Annotated in this window: 18 protein-coding genes; 14 read left to right on the plus strand and 4 right to left on the minus strand. The window is 47.2% G+C overall.

Features of this window, described 5'->3' with window-relative positions; all coding sequences use genetic code 11:
- Positions 1–212: 212 nt before the first annotated feature.
- Positions 213–722, minus strand: coding sequence for an anaerobic ribonucleoside-triphosphate reductase activating protein (gene nrdG / locus ACDJ58_RS29245; RefSeq protein ID WP_413374219.1), 510 nt, complete (start codon positions 720–722; stop codon positions 213–215).
- Complete coding sequence (locus ACDJ58_RS29250) at positions 719–2,680, minus strand: anaerobic ribonucleoside triphosphate reductase (protein WP_413374220.1); 1,962 nt, start codon at positions 2,678–2,680, stop codon at positions 719–721. The genes nrdG and ACDJ58_RS29250 overlap by 4 nt, the downstream gene beginning before the upstream one ends.
- Positions 2,681–3,054: 374 nt before the next feature.
- Between ACDJ58_RS29250 and ACDJ58_RS29255 the strand changes: the two genes are divergently transcribed.
- Positions 3,055–4,692, plus strand: coding sequence for a histidine kinase dimerization/phospho-acceptor domain-containing protein (locus tag ACDJ58_RS29255; RefSeq protein ID WP_413374221.1), 1,638 nt, complete (start codon positions 3,055–3,057; stop codon positions 4,690–4,692).
- A 46-nt stretch (positions 4,693–4,738) separates the two neighbouring features.
- Here ACDJ58_RS29255 and ACDJ58_RS29260 read toward each other — a convergent pair whose 3' ends face one another.
- Positions 4,739–5,752: a LacI family DNA-binding transcriptional regulator gene (locus ACDJ58_RS29260; RefSeq protein ID WP_413374222.1), complete on the minus strand. Its 1,014-nt coding sequence runs from the start codon at positions 5,750–5,752 to the stop codon at positions 4,739–4,741.
- A gap of 357 nt (positions 5,753–6,109) precedes the next feature.
- Between ACDJ58_RS29260 and ACDJ58_RS29265 the strand changes: the two genes are divergently transcribed.
- Both ACDJ58_RS29265 and ACDJ58_RS29270 read left to right on the plus strand, forming a co-directional pair.
- Positions 6,110–7,756 (plus strand): cellulase family glycosylhydrolase, encoded by a 1,647-nt coding sequence (locus ACDJ58_RS29265; protein ID WP_413374223.1) that lies wholly within the window; start codon positions 6,110–6,112, stop codon positions 7,754–7,756.
- A 202-nt stretch (positions 7,757–7,958) separates the two neighbouring features.
- The gene (locus ACDJ58_RS29270; RefSeq protein WP_413374224.1) at positions 7,959–8,897 is read left to right on the plus strand and encodes an aldo/keto reductase family protein; all 939 of its coding nucleotides are present in this window, start codon (positions 7,959–7,961) and stop codon (positions 8,895–8,897) included.
- Positions 8,898–9,028: 131 nt separating this feature from the next.
- Here ACDJ58_RS29270 and ACDJ58_RS29275 read toward each other — a convergent pair whose 3' ends face one another.
- The gene (locus ACDJ58_RS29275) at positions 9,029–10,156 is read right to left on the minus strand and encodes a GGDEF domain-containing protein (RefSeq protein ID WP_413374225.1); all 1,128 of its coding nucleotides are present in this window, start codon (positions 10,154–10,156) and stop codon (positions 9,029–9,031) included.
- A gap of 277 nt (positions 10,157–10,433) precedes the next feature.
- Here ACDJ58_RS29275 and ACDJ58_RS29280 point away from each other — a divergent pair, with 277 nt between their 5' ends.
- From ACDJ58_RS29280 to ACDJ58_RS29330, 11 genes are all read left to right on the plus strand, one after another.
- Positions 10,434–10,829 (plus strand): Fur family transcriptional regulator, encoded by a 396-nt coding sequence (locus tag ACDJ58_RS29280; protein ID WP_063567221.1) that lies wholly within the window; start codon positions 10,434–10,436, stop codon positions 10,827–10,829.
- Positions 10,805–11,611: a winged-helix domain-containing protein gene (locus tag ACDJ58_RS29285; RefSeq protein ID WP_113052988.1), complete on the plus strand. Its 807-nt coding sequence runs from the start codon at positions 10,805–10,807 to the stop codon at positions 11,609–11,611. Before ACDJ58_RS29280 ends, ACDJ58_RS29285 begins: the two co-directional genes overlap by 25 nt.
- Before the next feature lie 314 nt (positions 11,612–11,925).
- A complete protein-coding gene (locus tag ACDJ58_RS29290) occupies positions 11,926–13,389 on the plus strand; it encodes a catalase (protein WP_413374226.1) in 1,464 nt (487 codons plus the stop codon).
- Positions 13,390–13,629: 240 nt separating this feature from the next.
- Positions 13,630–14,046, plus strand: a complete 417-nt coding sequence (locus ACDJ58_RS29295) for a BlaI/MecI/CopY family transcriptional regulator (protein WP_076287498.1) — start codon at positions 13,630–13,632, stop codon at positions 14,044–14,046.
- A gap of 1 nt (position 14,047) precedes the next feature.
- Positions 14,048–14,908: a M56 family metallopeptidase gene (locus ACDJ58_RS29300; RefSeq protein ID WP_413374227.1), complete on the plus strand. Its 861-nt coding sequence runs from the start codon at positions 14,048–14,050 to the stop codon at positions 14,906–14,908.
- A 40-nt stretch (positions 14,909–14,948) separates the two neighbouring features.
- Positions 14,949–15,359: a DoxX family protein gene (locus tag ACDJ58_RS29305; protein WP_413374228.1), complete on the plus strand. Its 411-nt coding sequence runs from the start codon at positions 14,949–14,951 to the stop codon at positions 15,357–15,359.
- Between the two features lie 224 nt (positions 15,360–15,583).
- Positions 15,584–16,285, plus strand: coding sequence for a pirin family protein (locus tag ACDJ58_RS29310; protein WP_413374230.1), 702 nt, complete (start codon positions 15,584–15,586; stop codon positions 16,283–16,285).
- A gap of 48 nt (positions 16,286–16,333) precedes the next feature.
- Positions 16,334–16,669, plus strand: a complete 336-nt coding sequence (locus ACDJ58_RS29315; protein ID WP_413374231.1) for a hypothetical protein — start codon at positions 16,334–16,336, stop codon at positions 16,667–16,669.
- Positions 16,670–16,910: 241 nt separating this feature from the next.
- The gene (locus tag ACDJ58_RS29320) at positions 16,911–17,864 is read left to right on the plus strand and encodes an ABC transporter permease (protein ID WP_413374232.1); all 954 of its coding nucleotides are present in this window, start codon (positions 16,911–16,913) and stop codon (positions 17,862–17,864) included.
- Entirely contained in the window at positions 17,861–18,829 is a 969-nt protein-coding gene (locus tag ACDJ58_RS29325) for an iron chelate uptake ABC transporter family permease subunit (protein ID WP_413374233.1), read from the plus strand. The genes ACDJ58_RS29320 and ACDJ58_RS29325 overlap by 4 nt, the downstream gene beginning before the upstream one ends.
- Positions 18,823–19,581: an ABC transporter ATP-binding protein gene (locus tag ACDJ58_RS29330; RefSeq protein WP_063567230.1), complete on the plus strand. Its 759-nt coding sequence runs from the start codon at positions 18,823–18,825 to the stop codon at positions 19,579–19,581. Before ACDJ58_RS29325 ends, ACDJ58_RS29330 begins: the two co-directional genes overlap by 7 nt.
- Position 19,582: the final 1 nt, after the last annotated feature.

Genomic DNA, 19,582 nt, shown 5'->3' on the forward strand with positions numbered 1-19,582 from the left:
GATGATAGATTGTATAATGATGCAATCGTCGTATACTTGCTCTTATGCTACCAATCATAGACGATAACCTACGGGCTTGCAATATATATCATTAATCCGATCGGAAATAAAATAGTGCTCTATGAATCCTAGATATATTGGCAGATTTGGCTCCTTAAAATGAACCCAATCATCGCCCACGCTGTGCTAATTCCCCTCAAATAAAAAAATCGTTACCATGCATCTAACTGCATGGTAACGATTGTCTGGCCAGCCATTGTTGCACCCACATTAACGATGCGCTGATTACGACTGCCACGAAAAGGAAGAGACACATCACGCTCAGCTGCGATATAAGGTCCATCGATAATGACGTCGCATAGCCGGGATAACTCCGCCCGCGACGGGTCTGTAATCAGTTCCTCATATACAAACCCCGTGTAGGCCCATACGGTCAGATCAGGCCGAGCAGCCCGAAGCTGCCGAACCCAGGAGGCACATTCTGCGGCAGAGAAAAAAGGATCACCTCCGCATAACGTAACCCCTTCCAGCAAGGGATGCGAGGTCACTTCATGCAAAATCTGTTGCTGCCGCTTCTCCGTAAATGGTTCGCCTGCACGGAAGCTCCATGAGCCGGGGCTGAAGCAGCCCGGACAGGCGTGGCGGCATCCGCTGATGAACAACACGGCACGCAGGCCAGGCCCCTCATTCACCGATTCCGGGATGTAACCATACAGATTCACCGGTGTTTCACCCGGTCTCTCACTTCGGCCTGCTTCGCCCCATTGAAGCGCACTTTATAGTCACCGGTCAGATATCCCGTCACCCGGCGTAGCCGCTGGAAATGCACGTGGTTTTCATGAGCATCACATCTGGGACATACATCTCCAATAACGCCCTCATAGCCACAGGACGGACAGCGGTCAATCGGATGATTAATGGAGAAATACCCGATGTCCTGGGCCAGCGCGTATTGCACGATTCGTTGGAAAGCCGCGGTATTGGCCCTTACATTCCCGTCGAGTTCGACATAAGAGATCGCTCCGGCATTACATAATGAGTGGAAGGGAGCTTCCAATTCAATCTTGCGATAGGCAGGAAGGGTGTGATAGACCGGAATGTGAAATGAATTGGTGTAGTATTCCCGGTCATTAACCCCTACGATGCTGCCGTATCGCTCACGGTCAATCTTGGTGAATTTGCCGGACAGGCCTTCGGCGGGTGTAGCGAACAAGGTGATATTCAGGTTATGCTGCTCACTCATCCGGTCGCAGAACTCTCTCATCGTACGAATGATATTCAAGGCTTCTCGATGTACATGGAGGTCTTGTCCATGGTGACGGCCATATAGAGCGGTCATACATTCAGCAAGTCCGATAAAACCAAGGGATAACGTACCATGTTTTAACAGGTCGGCCACCGGTTCATTCGGAGCCAATTGTTCACCGCCTTCCCATACCCCTTCCCGCATCATGAAGTCCGATGCTTTGGCAGGCTGGTTCGTTTGAATTCGATACCGGTGCAGCAGTCCATCCGTAGCATTGTGCATGACCGATTCCAGCGCCGTATAGAAGCCCGCCCGGTCAGCGATGGCTCTTGCTCCTTGGCAGATCCCGTATCGAATGCCGAGCTTGACCAGATTGATGGTGTTAAAGGACAGATTCCCTTTGCCGCTCTGACGATTGCGTCCGAAGCGATCAGCCAGTGTGCGTGTCCGGCATCCCATCGTCGCAATGATCGTATCGGGATCTTCCGGTTGATAATAGGGCAGGTTGAAGGAAGCATCCACATTGACAAAATTCGGATACATGCGCCGTGAGGAGCAGATCACAGCAAGGCGGAACAAATCGTAATTCGGATCTCCCTCAGATTGGTTAATTCCTTGCTTGCACTGGAAAATATGCTGTGGGAACACGGGAGTTTCCCCGTTACCGAGTCCACGAATGGTCGCTTCCAGCAACGACCGGGATACGAGCCGACCTTCGGCTGAAGTACACAGTCCGTAGTTCAGCGAAGTGAACGGAATCTGTCCGCCAGCACGACTGCTCATGGTGTTCAGGTTATGGATCAGGGACTCCGCAGCCTGTTCGGTCTCCATTCCTGTTTCTTCATAGGCAAAGGAAAAGGCTCGAGGACACTTCTCCTTTGCTTCATCGCTATCCAGATGCAGTTGCTCATCCTCAATTGAGGCAATCTCCCCAAACAGTCGTTGTCCCTTCCGGTAATGCTTACGGAACGAACGCTTCACATAAGGTGCGAGATCCCAGTCGATTTTATTGGCGGATACCCCGCCGTACTGGCTGTTTTGCTGGGATTGAAAAATAATGGCCACCAGTGCCATGGCAGACATAATCGTCTGTGGTGTACGAACCGAACCGTTGCCGGTATTGAATCCGGAGGCCAGCAGTCGGTCAAACGGAATAAAGATACAGTTGGTCGTTCCAAGGGCATACTGATCCAGATCGTGTACATACAGATCGCCGTTCTCCACAGCTAGAGCGAGCTCCTTAGGCAGCACATGACGCAGAGCATGCCACTTGGCGGTCTCCGAACCGAGCCTGCTCATCTTGCCGCTGAATGAGTCTCCGTTCAGATTGGCATTCTCCCTCAGCGTATCGGCGTCTTCAGCACCAATAATTCGTCTTCCCAGGTCAGATAGCAGATCGGATGCCGGTGGAGAGGCATACTCAAGCATGTTCATATCAGTTCCTCCTAAATAATGAAATTGAAATTGTATAGGGATAATGCCCATTCATTGAACACTACATGTAGAGTTTCTTTATCCATTTATAAACTATATATTGTTATTTAGGTGTGATAATGATCACATGTGAGAGGCTGATCGACTGTCATGATTCATGGCCCTGAATGATAGAGGTTTTCAAAGCTGGAGGGTAAGCGTATAATTTCTATTTACCGTGCAAGTTCAGTTGACGATGCTTGAAAAAAGGATAGAAAACTTCATATATGAATAGTTTGTGACAGCTGTTTCGGAACATTTGTACCCTCGTTAATCGATTGAATCATACTGTGGAATACGGATTTGAAGTGCAGCTAAGACAAGAGGGGTGAATCATGGGAACGGTAGGCATTACAAGGGGCTTCTATGAAAATATACAGGAAGCCGCATCCCACATTGTAGATGTATTAAGCGGTATATTAAAGGTGAACACCATCTTTGTTGCTACGAATGATGGCGTGACCAATGTTATTATGGAGGCTTTTAACCGCGAGGAAGAGTTGATTGCCAAAGGTAGTGAACTTCCATTTGAAGCGTCATATTGCAGCTTGGTATTAAGAGATAAGGGCAGCGGTCTGATCATCACGGATACATGTGAACATCCCCTTACGAAATCAATGGACGTTACAAGCGGACTGGGCAATCGTTTCTTTGTGGGGATTCCCATTATGCGGAGGTCCGGGGAAACGTTCGGCACGATCTGTCTGATGGATGACCCTGATTATGTGATCAGTGAAACGGATATGAAAACACTGCAAGCGATGGCCGTTTTTCTCGGGTATGTCGTGGATCTGGAAGATACGCTTCAAGTTCAGGAACAGAAGCTGAGTGATTCGGAGCAATTACAAGAGCAATTGCAGGCAGAGAAGGAACGTGCGGAGTCTGAGGCAATGACCAAGACGCAGATGCTGTCGCTGATGAGCCACGAGATTCGTAATCCCCTGAACGGCATTCTGGGATTAACCGACCTGATGCGTACACCAGATATGTCAGACGAGCAGACAGAGTATGTGAATATGATTGAAACCAGCGGTAACATACTGCTCTCCCTGTTGAATAATATGATGAGTTTTAACGTCAATGACGCAGGCAAAACGGTCGTACACGATGATCCATTTGATCTGGTAGCCACGATTGAGAATACCGTTTATCTCTATGCGGGACTGGCGCTGAGCAAGAACATTGAGCTGGGATTGAACCTTGATCTGAATGTGTCCCAGGTTTTCGTCGGAGATGAAATCAAGATCGGGCAACTATTGGCCCATGTCATTCAGTATGCGCTAGATTCAACACGGACAGGTTCGGTATTGGTTACGGCAACCGTAGATGGTGGAGATGCAGAGGATGCGGGTATCCTTCAACTCCAAGTGAAATACACCGGACGCATGTTGTCTTCGGATAATAAGCTTAGATCAATTAACAATTTGGACGGAAATATAAGTACACAGAAGCTGGTTGGAACCAATCTCGGTTTGGCGGTCAGCCAAAACCTTGCCATCCTTATGAACGGCCGTATTCAGGTGCATGGCATGGGGGAGAAGGAGACAGAATTCGAGATCTGCCTGCCGCTCCGCAGACATTGGGAACTGCCTCAGCTTGCCAATATTCAGCATCGACTGAAGGGCAAAAAGGTGCTGCTTGCAAAGGACCCTGACATTCTGCAAGGGGCCTCTTCCCTGATGCGCAGATGGGAGATGGATGTGCATATGACCCCGGTTACGACCGAAGCGTACGACTGGATTCAGAAGGGCTTTAAGCCTGATGTGGTCGTTGTGGATATGGGACTGCTGGAGGGCGGTGCTGTGGATTTTGTACACAAGCTGAAGCGCCTGGTTACAGATTCACCGGTCATAGTGCTGATTCCGTATGGCATGCATATCGATTCACATGAAGCGGAAGTCTTCGATGCGGTCCTGACCAAGCCGGTGAAGCAGGCTGATTTGTTGAATGCGTTAAGCATCATTGTGCATTAAGAACATAAGAAAATAAATTAAACTAGGCGCACCTGTCACGGGTGCGCTATTTTGTTATTTTGAAGGAAGAGGACCCTCGAACAAGCAGCTCCGAGTCGACTTTAAATACACGTTTGTCCTGAAAATCATTCGTATTCATCGTGTCAATCATCTTCTCCATAAGAATGGCCCCCATTGTATACTTGGGCTGGTTCACCGAACTTAGCGTAGGATGAATGTATTTGCTGATTCGATTGTTGTCCACACCTACGATAGCCAATTGCTCGGGAATGCGTATTCCGTATTCCGTGCATGCCTTGTATACGCCTAGAGCCATTTCATCATTAGCCGCATATACAGCGGAGAAGGACAGGCCTTTGTTAAACAGTCTTTTGATAGCCTCGTACCCGCCTTCCTCGTTGAAGTTCCCATTCTCGATGAGTTCGGGACGGAATGGAATCTGATGATTGCGCAAGGCCTTCAAATAGCCTTCAAGCCGCTCATAGCTGTCGATCGCTTCAGGATAACCGTTTAAGAAAACGATATTTCGATGTCCGGCCTCAACGAGATGCTGAACAACTTCCTGAGAGAATTTTACGTTGTCCGTGTATATACACGGGATCTGATCATGTTCGATATATTTGCCAACGATGCCAATGCGATATCCTTTATCCGCAAGCTGGAATAATTCCTCATCCGCCAGCATGGGAGTGATGATGATGACACCGTCAATAGTCCGATCCAGCAGCAAATTGAGATAATCGACTTCTCGCTCTTTCAGGTTATGGGCATCACATATAATGACCTTGTAATGACGGGCGTAGGCGATGTTCTCAATGCCTTTGATAATTTCAGCATAATAGGAGTTGTTGATATCCGGAACGATGACGCCAATCGTCATGGTTCTCTGTGAACGAAGGTTCTTGGCTGCTGCGTTGGGGTGATATCCCAATTGCTCGATGGCGCGCATCACCTTATCTTTGGTCTTGGTGCTTACTTTACTGTGTTGATTAATGACCCGCGATACGGTTGCCGGGGACACACCTGCAATGGCAGCTACATCAATGATTTTGACATCCATATTCTTCACAACTCCAAATAAGTGATTGACAATTAATTCAAATTCATTATAATTCCAATTGAAAACGATTACAAGTTATAACCGATTGAAACAATAATTGGGGATAGTGGAGGAATAAAGGTATTCATAATCAATATAATGTAATCGATTTCACAAATTTGGAATCAGAATGATTAATAAATTCCACCTATACGTAATATCGATTTCATTCCTCTGGTTGTGATAAATAGCGGGGCCATCTATGGATCGTACCACTCGTATACCCGCTGTTTCTATAGCATTACCGTTACCCGTCGTGAGTGCTGCATCCTGGTTCAGTCATACCTCAAGATATGACCATTTAAGGGAGGCGTCAACATGTTGAAGAAGAGCACCATCATGCTATTGTGCAGCTGTCTGCTGCTCGGACTGCTGGCTTCGGCCGTAGGTTCACCGAAGGCAAGTGCGGCTTTTGGATCAGGGGATTTCCTGAAGGCTAACGGGACGGTTGTCCGCAATAATTCGGGTACAGGCAACGTGGTAAACCTGCGTGGAACAAATTTGGGTGGCTGGCTGCTGCAGGAAGAATGGATGACGCCCTCCGGGGCGGTAGATGAATACACACTGCGTCGCACGTTGACGAATCGTTTTGGAGAATCGGGTGCACAGAACCTGATCAATGGATATCAGGACAACTGGATTCAGGCTGGTGATCTGGATAACATCAAGAACTGGGGCATGAACGTTGTGCGTGTGCCGATCTATTGGGAGGATTTTATGAACACCAGTGGTGTCATGAAGCCTGATTCGGTTACGTTCCGCAAGTTGGATTGGCTAATTGATGAAGCGGGCAAACGGAATCTGTATGTGATTCTCGATCTGCACGGTGCACCGGGAGCAGCCTGTCCATGGCATTCCTGCGGTCAGGAGAATTCCAACCAACTGTGGACCAACTCTACATACCAGAACTGGACTATTCAGATCTGGGAACGGATGGCAACACGTTACAAAGGTAATCCAACCGTTGCCGCGTACGACTTACTCAATGAACCTCTCGTAACCATGGGAACGGGTGAAAATGCAGCTCAAATCAAGCAAAAGATGGATTTCTATGACCGGATGTACAAAGCCGTCCGTGCCAAGGATGCCGACCACATGATCATCATCGCGGCATTCTTCGACTGGTGGGCAGCTTCACCACCAACGACTTATGGCTGGACGAATGTGATGTATCAGACACACCATTATCAATTCACGGATTATAACAACTGGGATTTGACCAATTCGGAGATGGATCGCTGGCTGAAGGATATGGCGTCCTATCAGAAGAATTGGAACGTTCCGGTGTTAGCGGGCGAGTTCTCGTTTGGTCAGGATGATCTGACCGAGAAGTGGTTATCTGGTCTGAATGCACTGAATGCTTCTTGGACGAACTGGAGTTATAAGGTCAAAGGGGGCGGAACTTGGGGCTATTACAATAATAATAACAACCCGGCACCTAACCTGAATACGGACAGCGCGGCAACGATTGCTTCAAAATGGAGCAAATTCACAACGGCGAATTTTGCCTCTAATACCTCGTTCCAGAATGTGGTCAAGAAACATACGGGAACGGCTCCGTTTACAGAGACATGGTCCAGTCTCAAAGCCAACGCCAACGGCACATTTGTCAGCGCAGAGAATGGCGGTGCAGATGCACTGGTAGCCAATCGGGATACTGCCGGACATTGGGAGCGGTTCAAAATCATCCAGAATTCAGATGGAACAGTATCCTTCCTGTCGATGAGCAATATTAAATATGTGCAAGCCGATCTGAATAATGAAGGGCGTTTGATCGCCTCGGCCACGTGTCCATCCACATGGGAGAAGTTTACCCGTGAAGATCTGGGTGGGGGACTGGTTGCCTTTAAATCCGTGGCGAATGGTAAATATGTCAGTGCGGATCTGAATAACGGAGGCGTGCTGTACGCCAATCGTAACGCTGTGGGCGGAGCATGGGAACAATTTATCGTAACAGCTAATTAAAAAACTAGCGTCCATTCATAAAAATGTGGTGACTAGGTAATATTTGACGCGTATCGTGGCTCCGCTCATTTAGCGGAGCTTTTCATATGCATCCCTATCTATTTCCCAAATTCTTCTCCAAAGCCCTTTTAATCCGAGCCGAATACGATACAATAGAAAGGGAACTTCATCATTAATCAGTTTAGAGGAGGATGTGCATTCAATGGAATACCGTAGATTGGGTGGAAGCGGACTGAAAGTAAGCGAGATCAGCCTGGGTAGCTGGCTGACATACGGAGGATATGTGGAACGTGAAAACGCGGTGAAATCAATTGAAGCCGCATTCGATGAAGGCATCAACTTTTTTGATACAGCCAATGTGTACGAGCGGGGTGCAGCAGAAGAACTGCTGGGGCAGACGTTGAAAGCGTATTCCCGTGATTCCTATGTTCTTGCAACCAAGGTTTTTGGCAAAATGGGTGACGGTCCAAATGACCAAGGGTTATCACGTAAACATATTAAGGAACAATGCGAAGCCAGCTTGCAACGGCTGGGTGTTGATTATGTAGACATATATTATTGCCATCGCTATCATACCGAAACACCGATTGAAGAGACACTGCGAGCACTGGACGATCTGGTGCGTCAAGGCAAGGTGCTCTACGTAGGTGTTAGTCAATGGACCGCAGCACAGATGGAAGCTGCGCTGGGTACCGCTGACCGCCTGTTGCTGGACCATATTGTGGTGAACCAGCCGGTATACAATATGTTTGACCGTTATATTGAAAATGAAATCATCCCACTGGGTGAGCGCAAAGGTATTGGACAAGTCGTCTACTCTCCGCTGGCACAAGGGTTGTTGACCGGAAAATACACTTCGGTGTCCGATATTCCTGAGAACAGCCGGGCAGCGAAGCTGGGCTGGGATGAAGGGAAAATTAACGCTGACCGGATCGGCAAGGTTCGCCAGTTGATTGAAGTGGCGGACAAGCTGGACCTGAAGGTCGGCCAATTGGCTCTGGCGTGGATTCTGCGTCAAAATAACGTGTCCAGTGCGCTCGTAGGGGCAAGCCGCCCTGAGCAGGTGAAAGAGAACGCAGCTGCCTCCGGTGTGAAGCTGGACGCTGCCATCGTTGAAGAAATCGAACAAATATTAGCTTGAGGCAAACTCAACCCCACAGGTTGCTTTTGTACTTGTAAGCGAGTTGGTTTGATGATGCAAAATGGTGAGATAAGAAAGGGATGTCCTGGCTAGCCTGATAGGCTATGAGGACATCCCTTTTTGGTTTGAGATTAGAATGGGTTTTGGCCGCCGGAGAGTGTGATGGAACGCAGCGGAATGGCACAGACTCGGTTCCGGCCCGTATTCTTGGCTTCATATAACGCACGGTCTGCCTGTTCAAAGAAATCGTTATCATCCCGGTCGTCGCAGTGATCTGGAAAAACAGCGACTCCGATTGAGATGGTCAGCCGGATCGTATTGCCATCAGGCAGGGCGAAATGGTACTTCTCGACCGATTGTCTGATTGACTCGGCAATGGCCATGGCTTGGTGATGACCACAATCGAGCAGCAGTATAGCGAATTCCTCGCCTCCGTTTCGAGAGACGATATCCGCAGAGCGGGCATGCTCAATGAGCAATTGTCCGAGCTGTTTCAGGACCGCATCACCTGAAGTATGACCGAAGGTATCATTTACTTTTTTGAACCGGTCGATGTCGATGACCAAGAGCGATAGTTTTTGCTTGTACTCACGTGCCCGTTCCAGTTCCAACTCGAGTGATTTCTCAAATTGTCTGCGATTACTGAGGTTAGTAAGATGGTCGGTGGTCGCTTTTCGTTCGAGCAGGAACAACATCTCATTGGATTTATTAATGAATTCTGCGATGAAATAAATAAAGATTCCACCGACAAAGGAAATGGTCATCTGTAATGGATATACTTTCATTAATGAATTCACGCTGGTTGTATTCAGCATCAGGATAACAAAGATCAGCGTCATACCCAGCAGGTTCATGGTAATAATCTTGGTTAATCTCGACCATGGAGCATAGGCGAAATATACACCGGACAGTCCGATGATCGTCATGACGAATGCTGCATCGATGGCAGCTGATGACATTCCAAATATGACAATACGCAGGATGGAAATGACGAGTCCCGAGATGACTGAAGCCAGTCCTCCTAAATATACGGCTGCTGTGACGATAGCCAAATGACGCAAATCCACAATGGTAGTTTCATTTAAAGGAAAGGAATAATTCATCAGTACCGTTCCATAGATCCCGAACAGCAGACTACTGATCATCTGAACACGCATCGAGGGAAAGGGCACGCGGATACGATAGAATTTGGCTATGATTCCGGACACATACATGAACGTGATCATGACACAGAGATTGACGAAAAACGTGCTTAGCAACCAGCATCCCTCCTTTAGCGCACATTACTATATTTTAGCTGAAAAGCAGTATAGTAGCGAACCATATTATCCCAAGTGGGGGGCAACGGATCCGTAGAAGAAGGTTTGGCTATCACTATTCATGAATAAAATAGTCGGATATTGACTTCATTATACAATGAGATTTATACTTAATCTAAATCAAAATTGATTTTGATGTTTCAGGGAATCATAGCAATCAGTAGATTGCTGTGTCATCTTATATACTATTGAATGGGTGAATAAAGGAGAATTGCTGGTGAGAACTCTAAATCTGACGATACAGCGTCAAGCCGTTTACGATGTAGTCCGTCATTCCGAAGACCATCCAACGGCAGCAGAAGTGATGAACCGTCTGGTGGAGCAGGGTTATAATTTGGCTTATGGTACGGTATATAATTCGCTCCGATATTTAACGGATAAAGAATTGATTCGAGAGCTCAAGTTGGGCGAGACAGCCAGTCGTTATGATGCCCGCATGGACGATCATCAACATATTATGTGTGAAGTATGCGGCAAGGTGGATGAAGTCATGACGGAAGTTCCTCCGCAATGGATGAAGCAAGTCGCGGAGGAAACCGGGTATGCGATTGATCACGCTCATGTGGTCTTTGGAGGTGTCTGCGCGGAATGCAGAAACAAACGGGTCAAGTGAAAATCAACCTGTCCGGTCGTCGTTTACCGCTCCGGGTCAAGCCTGCCCTTGCGGATTCAACTCCCCTTGTGGATAATTGCCCGGTCACGAGAAGGGTCATTCTGATCAGTCCGATGCCCGGGCAAGTACATGAACTGGTCAAGGCACTTACGGATAGCTGCTTCGATGTGCTGGTGTTCCACCGCTGGGAGCCTGATTTGCATGAACGGCTTGTATTTGATCTGTTGATCTATGACCTGTCTGTTGCTGGAACCATTGATGCTTTTGCCGGCATCAGCAGCCGATTGAATCGTGAAGCGGAACATGCAACACCATGTCTGTATCTGGTGGGGGAGAAGATGATTGGCAGTGCCAGTGGCCCGATGCTTCAGGAGGAATTACTGGTCTGGCCGGCCCGCCCACAGGAAGCGTTGTATCGTGTGCAACGCATGATCGGCAATAGTCCTGCAGCACCGAAACGTGGATTTCTACCTCAGGAAGGCCAACGCATCGGTTTCAAGGATTTATGGCTGGACCGAGAGCGGATGAGCGTGCATCGCAATAATGATCGCATTCATTTGACCAAGACAGAGTATGATCTGCTGCTGAAGCTGATTGATGCCAAAGGTGCAGTGATTTCCCGTGAGGAGATGCTCAGCGATATCTGGGAGACTGATTTTACGGGTGGAAGCAATGTGGTGGATGTTCATATCAAAAGCTTGCGCAAAAAACTTGGCGATAACGCAGCGTCGCCTCAATATATAGTAACGGTAAGAGGAGTGGGCTACCGCCTGGCGGATTAGTCCGCTTTTTTTTGTGGACACATTATGCTCTTCATGTCACTCGTATGCGGGTATATCCACTAGATAGAGTAGATCAAGCCAAGCGAAATGGATCAATGATCATCTTACTCCAAGTTGATGTTCATATTTCATTCATGAAACGAACAAGAAACTCATCTTAATCTCATACGAACCTCATGCAAGGGGCGAGTGGGACATGTTAGAATCAATTTAACAGTTAGATCAAGTCTAAATGTATATTTAAACCGATGGCGAATATGATTTTAATAGAGTATATACAGCTGGCATGAGACCAACATGAGGAGGATAACGATATGACAGAACGCATGACAACCAATCAGGGCGCACCCGTAGGTGACAACCAAAACTCCCGTACCGCAGGAAGAAGAGGCCCCACATTACTTGAGGATTATCATCTGCTTGAGAAGATCGCACACTTTGACCGTGAGCGTATTCCGGAAAGGGTCGTTCATGCAAGAGGTGCCGGTGCACATGGCGTATTTACGCTGGAGAAGAGCATGAAGGCTTATACGACAGCCGATTTCTTACAAGACCCGGGCACAGAGACGGATGTAATGGTGCGGTTCTCCACGGTAATTCACGGTACGGGTTCACCGGAGACAGCGCGTGATCCACGTGGATTTGCCGTGAAGTTCTACACCCGTGAAGGGAACTATGATATTGTGGGTAACCATTTGCCCGTCTTTTTCATTCGTGATGCGATGAAGTTCCCGGATATGGTTCATTCCCTGAAGCCTGCGCCGGACACGAATATACAGGACCCTGCGCGTTACTGGGACTTCATGACACTATCACCCGAGTCAACTCATATGATGACCTGGTTGTTCTCCGATCTGGGTACGCCAGCAAGTTACCGTGAAATGGATGGATTCGGCGTACACGCCTTCAAATGGATTAATGCTCAAGGGCAAGTCCATTATGTGAAGTACAAGTGGGAATCGGCTCAAGGAGTACGAGGCTTCTCACGTCAAGAGGCAGCTGAGGTACAAGGGCAGGATTTCAACCATGCCACCCGGGATTTACACGAGCATATCAAAAACGGGCAATACCCGCAGTGGAAGCTGCAGGTACAATTGCTGAAACCGGAGCAGATGGATGATTTCGCCTTCGATCCGCTCGACCCAACCAAGACTTGGCCGGAAGATGTACTGCCGTTCCAGACGATCGGAACCATGACATTGAACCGAAATCCACAAAACTTCTTCGCAGAAGTAGAGCAAGCAGCCTTTTCACCAAGCGCTTTGGTGCCTGGAATCGAGCCTTCCGAAGATAAATTGCTGCAAGGTCGTCTGTTCTCCTATCCGGATACACAGCGCCACCGGCTCGGACCGAACTATTTGCAGATTCCGGTGAACTGCCCTTATGCTCCGGTTCGCAATCATCAGCGTGATGGATTGATGAATGTGAATCAGGACCCGTCTCCGGTAAACTATGAACCGAACAGCTCGGGCAACAGCCCGGAGGAAGTACCTGAATATCGTGACAGTCAAGCTCCGTTACAGGGTCATGTTACGCGTGAGAAAATTGAGAAGACCGATAACTATACGCAGTCAGGGGAATTGTTCCGTTCATTCACGGCGGTAGAGCAGCAACATTTGCTCGATAACCTGATCAATGACTTGAAGGCAGTACCAGAACAGACCCAGCTTCGTGCTTTATGCCATTTCTTCCAGGCAGATGGACAGCTCGGTGGTCGTTTGGCTCATGGACTTGGTGTGGATATTTCCGCATTTATGCCCTCACAGGATCGCAAATAAAACACGGATTTCATCATTATTTCAGAAATGAATAATCGATTTATGAATTAGACCGGGCAGGACTGCAGAATAGCAGACTTGCCCGGTCTTTAGGCTTTTTTTAACGATAAGCAGATATTGTGCAAAATAATGTTCTGAAATGGAAAACATATTTACAAATCATTTACAATAAATAGCTGACATAGAGGTTGACTTCTCGTTTGTTGGCACTACAATGGGTAGTGTGAGGGGTGTCTGAACATGAGAATACACAATTTTAAAGTGGGTGAGCGTGGGCTGAACCGGTTTTTCGGTCCGCTGGAGGCGAAGATTATGGACATTTTATGGGCGCGTCCAGGTAGCAGCATTCGCGAAGTACAAACCGCACTAGAAAAAGATAAAGACGTTAATTTCAATACAGTCATGACGGTGATGAATCGCCTCGTGGACAAGGAGCTGCTCCACAAGTCGCAGAAGGGCCGAACGTCACTGTACCATCCGGTACAGAGCAGGGAGGAGTTTATGAACGACCAATCCAAGGAATTGTCACATGAGTTGGTGGATGAATTCGGGGTACTTGCTGTGAATCACATGCTGGATGCGCTGGATGAAGCAGATGCAGGGTTGATTGAGCGTCTGGAGCAGAAGATTAAGCAATGGAAAAAGGATAGCGATTGACATGTGGAAGGCCCGCTCGAAGCTGCTGTTTACCGTCGGGTTTGGCATTCCGTTATTCGTGTTCATGCAGATGTTCATGTACGCGATGTACAAAATATTCGGTTGGGACATTCCGTTTAATCTGCTCTGGCTATGTAATCACTGGATGAGCAGGCTGGGGTGGTTATCCGTAGGGCATGTTCTTATGGCACTGGTGCTCCTGACTTTTGCAGGTACAGGCTGGTTGCTGTTCGATCGGATGATTAAGACACGTGCTGCGGTAAGGAAGCTTCGGTCAATGGAAGATAGAGCCATGTCTCAGGACCTTCAGGCGCGGTACCGTCATCTGAAACAACCTGGATTCATTGTGGTGGACAAACCGTCACCGGTGGCATTTACGATTGGTCTCTGGAAACCTTGTATTGTGCTTTCCACAGGGCTGCTCACGATGCTGGATGCTGAAGAAGAAAGAGCGGTTGTGTATCATGAAGTGCACCATCTGTGGCATCGTGATCCACTCAAGACGACATTATTGTCGGTATTTGCCGTGATGATGCCTTATATTCCGGTGTTGAAGCATACTTCAAAACATTACAATATCATTAGAGAAATACTGGCTGACAATGAAGCAATTGAACTTACAGGGAACGCCGCGGGCATTGGTAGTGCACTGCTCAAATTGATCCGGGCTTGCCCTGAACCTTGGAGAATTAGAGAGACAGCTATTCAATCGTCTTTTGCCGATACTTCGGTGAATGTACGTATTTCCCGTCTATTAGACCCGGAACAGGATGTTTCACTGACGCTTCCCCGCTATGCGGTATTCATTTCTGCCACAGTGATCCTGCTGTTGTCTGTCTTGTTTGTTTGGTCAATTGGGTGAAATGTAACGTTGAACTTAAACTCCAAGGAGGAAGATGAATATGAATAGAAGTGTGGAGATTGGTTTGTTTTTTTCAAGGATCATGATTGGTCTCATCTTTGTATTACATGGTTGGAGCAAATTCGAAGGTGGAATTAGCGGTACAGTCGGTTTCTTTGAAAGTATCGGCATTCCTGGTTTTCTGGCATCGGTTGTAGCAATCATTGAGCTGGTGGGTGGTGCAGCCATGATTCTGGGCTTGGGAACACGTGTATTTGCTGCATTGTTCATCGTAGTGATGGGTGGGGTTCTGCTTACTGCCAAAGTGGGAGAGCCGTTCATGAGTGGTACCGAGTTTGATTACCTGTTGCTGGCGGGTTCGTTGACACTACTCTTCACAGGCAGCCGTTTCCTGGCGGTGGATCATTTCTTCTCCAGACAAGGGAACGCTCGTCAGAATGTGAGTGCATAACAGGTTTATCACCATCCAATAGGGATGGATAATAATTTCATTCAAGCAGGTATATCCTGCAAGAGGCCTTTTCTCGCTAGTCCGGAATACACGTGATTATACGTGTGCACCGTTCGAACCGGGAGAAGTCTTTTTGTTTTGGACGACAAGCCCATCGATTTGGTACAATGAGAATAAGTATGCTACTAAGAAAAAATAAGAGAAAATGTAGGAGGGCGCGCTTTATGATTAACGTCATTCCATCCGATTCCCGCTCCAGCTTCGACCGGGGCTGGCTGCGCGGCAATCACAGCTTTTCCTTTGGTGAATACCAGGACCCGGAGAATACTACGTTTGGACCCATGCGAGTTGCCAACGACGATGTGATTGCCCCTGGTCGTGGTTTTGGGGCACACCCGCATAGTGATATGGAGATTGTGTCCATCGTGCTGAACGGCAAGTTGCGTCATGAAGATAACCTGGGCAATGTGGCTGTTACATCATTTGGTGGAATTCAGCGCATGTCAGCAGGCAGTGGCATGATCCATACCGAACACAATGCCTCCGATTCTGAAGATGTGCGTATATTACAGCTCTGGTTCATGCCACATACGAAAGGGCTTGAGCCGTCTTATGAGACGACTTCTTTTGATCCAGACGCACTCGCGGGAGCACTTGTACCCGTGGTATCCCCTGAAGGTGGGGCACGTATCGCATCCATTCATCAGGATATGACCATCTATCTTGGCCGACTGGCTGCAGGCCAGACATTATCATATGAACAGGCAGAAGATCGCCGCATGTACATTTTTGCCATTGAAGGCAAGCTCGGCTTGAACGGAGAGCATCAGTTAAATGAAGGGGACACGGCTCGTGTGGAACAGACGACATCCATGAATCTGGATACAAGCGAGGACGCTTTCTATATGTTGATCGATCTGCCCTAGGTTACCGAAATGGAATGAAACTCCAAGATCAAAGGAGGATGTACTTTAATGACGCAACAGGAATGGTTCATGGTTAAGCATGCAGTGACTGGGCAAGGGCTGGTGAACAGCAAAACCGATTCGATGTCCTATCGCTATCAAAGAGAGGGCACTGGATTTATTTTTACCGTTACGGGTCTGGAACAACAGGTGGTGGACAGCATTATGGAGCGTAGACAGGAGCTCAATGTGTTCCGCTTTGTACAGCGTAAGGATCAGCCCCTTGTGAAGCACTGGTATTACGTTCAGGGAGATCGGGTGCAGTATGATGAAGAACGCCATACGTTGACCATATATGCGGAATCTGAGATCCGCTATGTTCCTGAGGATTATTTTGCCGACTAACCGAATCAGTAATAAGGCCTTCCAATAGGAGGGTCTTTTTCCTTATATACAATTAAAAATGAATTATATGTGTTTCAGGTTGTTTTATGAAATTTAGGAAAAGAAAAGCAGAGGAAGGTTGACATGACGAAATTAATATCGATATAATCACTATAATTGATAATGAGTATCAATATCAAATCGTACTAAGTAGAGCAGCTACAAGTGTTTTACGGCTATTGGTGAGGGGATTAGTAGAGAGATGAAGTTAGGCTATATGTTGATCGTACTGGCTTTTTTGTCTATCGTATACCTGTTTATTGGCAATTCAGACATTTCACCCATGGATATATTTCATTTGACCCCAGTCCAGCTTCAGGTGTTACAAGTCAGTCGTTTTCCCCGTCTAATCAGCATCCTTGTCGCAGGTATCAGTATGAGTGTCATTGGACTGATCATGCAGCAGCTGACACGCAACCGTTTTGTTTCTCCGACAACGGCCGGAACAATGGACTCAGCCCGATTGGGTATCCTTGTTACTTTGATGTGGTTCCCTGGTGCTTCTTCACTGCAAAAAATGCTGGTCGCTTTTGCCTTCGCACTGGCTGGAACGCTAATCTTTATGCGGATACTGGAGAAAGTCAAATTCAAGGATACGATATACATCGCTCTCCTTGGTTTGATGTTTGGCAATATTGTAAGCTCAATCACGACTTTTTTTGCTTACAAGAACGATTTAATCCAGAACATGTCGTCCTGGTTGCAAGGTGACTTCTCCACGATTATGAAGGGACGCTATGAACTGATCTATATTAGTATTCCGTTGCTCATTATCGTATATCTGTTCGCTAATCGCTTTACACTTGCGGGTATGGGGGAAGATTTCTCAACTAACCTTGGACTGGCTTATCGAAAGGTGGTTAATCTCGGACTGATTCTGGTTGCCATGGTTTCAGCCGTCGTTATTATTACCGTAGGTACAATTCCTTTTCTGGGTCTTGTAGTACCGAATATTGTGACATTGTATAAGGGTGACAACTTGCGGGATACATTGCCTCATACGGCAGTACTCGGTGCGATTTTTGTTCTGGTCTGCGATATTTTGGGCCAATTGATTATTTATCCTTATCAGCTCTCCATCAGTTTGACTGTGGGAGTTGTAGGTAGCGTGCTGTTTCTGTATTTATTGCTTCGAAGAAAGGCTTATGAATCATGAGAATGAAGTATACGGCGAATACCTGGAAGTTTGGCATTTTGATTGCAGCGGCAGTGTTGTTGATTGGTGTATTTCTGGTCATTCAATCCGGGGGCAACTGGGATTATATTCTGCCTCGCAGAGGGAAAAAGATTCTTGCCATTGTGCTCACAGGTGCCTGCATCGCGTACTCCACTGCCATTTTCCAAACGATAACCAACAACCGAATTCTTACACCTGGCATTATGGGGCTCGACTCCCTGTATATGTTGTTTCAGACCTTTGCCGTGTTTGTGTTTGGGAGCACGCATATCAGCTTTGTGAACAAAAATCTTAACTTTGCCGTATCTGTCCTGTTAATGAGTCTGTTTGCTCTACTCCTGCATCAGTTCATGTTCCGTAGAGAACGGGGACGCAATATCTATTTGCTGCTGCTCGTTGGCCTTATTTTGGGAACGCTGTTTCAAAGCATGTCTTCCTTCATGGAGGTGCTGATTGATCCCAATGAGTTCCTTGTGCTGCAAGGCAAAATGTTTGCGAGTTTTAACAATGTGAATACCGATCTGCTGATCATCTCAATGGTGGCCATTATTTTGATCCTGCTATATGCACAGAGGTTTACCAAATATCTTGATGTATTGTCCCTCGGTAAAGATCACGCGGTTAATCTTGGCGTGGACTACCAATACATCGTGAAAAGGTTGCTGCTGGTTGTGATGGTTCTGGTGTCGATCTCCACAGCGCTGGTCGGCCCAATTATGTTCCTGGGACTTCTGGTCGTGAATCTGGCGCATCAGATATTCCGGACACACCGTCATAAAGTGCTGATCTGGGGTTCAGTCATTATAGCCGTGGTTTCATTGGTCGGTGGACAGCTCATTGTGGAGCGGGTATTTACTTTTGCTACTACAGTAAGTGTCATTATCAATTTTGTAGGCGGTGTGTACTTCATCTATTTACTGCTAAAGGAGAATAAGTCGTGGTAGAAGTCAGAAATGTAACCAAACAATACGGCGGCGTCCGGGTAGTGGATGACGTATCACTGAATATTGCCAAAGGGAAAATTACTTCATTTATCGGTCCCAATGGTGCAGGCAAAAGCACATTGTTATCCATGATCACCAGACTAATCAGCAAGGATACCGGACAAGTCCTGATCGAAGGGCAAGAGATTGAAGGCTGGAAGAACAAGGATCTGTCGAAAAAAATATCAGTACTCAAACAATCTAATCACATAAATATCAGGTTGACTGTGGAGGATCTTGTGGCTTTTGGCCGTTTTCCTTATTCGCAAGGAAGACTCACGGCAGAGGATCGGCAGTGGATTCAGGAAGCCATCGATTATATGGAGCTGGCTCCATTCCGCAAAAAGTATTTGGATGAGCTAAGCGGTGGACAGCGGCAGCGGGCTTACATTGCCATGGTTATCGCGCAGAACACCGAGTATATTCTCCTAGATGAACCATTGAATAATTTGGACATGAAACATTCCGTGCAGATTATGAAGGTGCTTCGCAAAATGGTGGATGAACTGGGGAAGACAATTGTTATTGTCATTCATGACATCAATTTTGCCTCCTGTTACTCAGACTATATCGTTGCACTCAAAGATGGGCGTGTCGTGCAGGAAGGTAAAACGGAGGACATCATTAATACGGATGTATTACAGAAAGTATATGACATGCACATCCCTGTTCAATGGATTGATGGGCGTAAGATTTGTGTGTATTTTGCTTAAA

The sequence above is a fragment of the Paenibacillus taichungensis genome, from assembly GCF_047302525.1.
GTDB lineage: Bacteria > Bacillota > Bacilli > Paenibacillales > Paenibacillaceae > Paenibacillus > Paenibacillus taichungensis_B.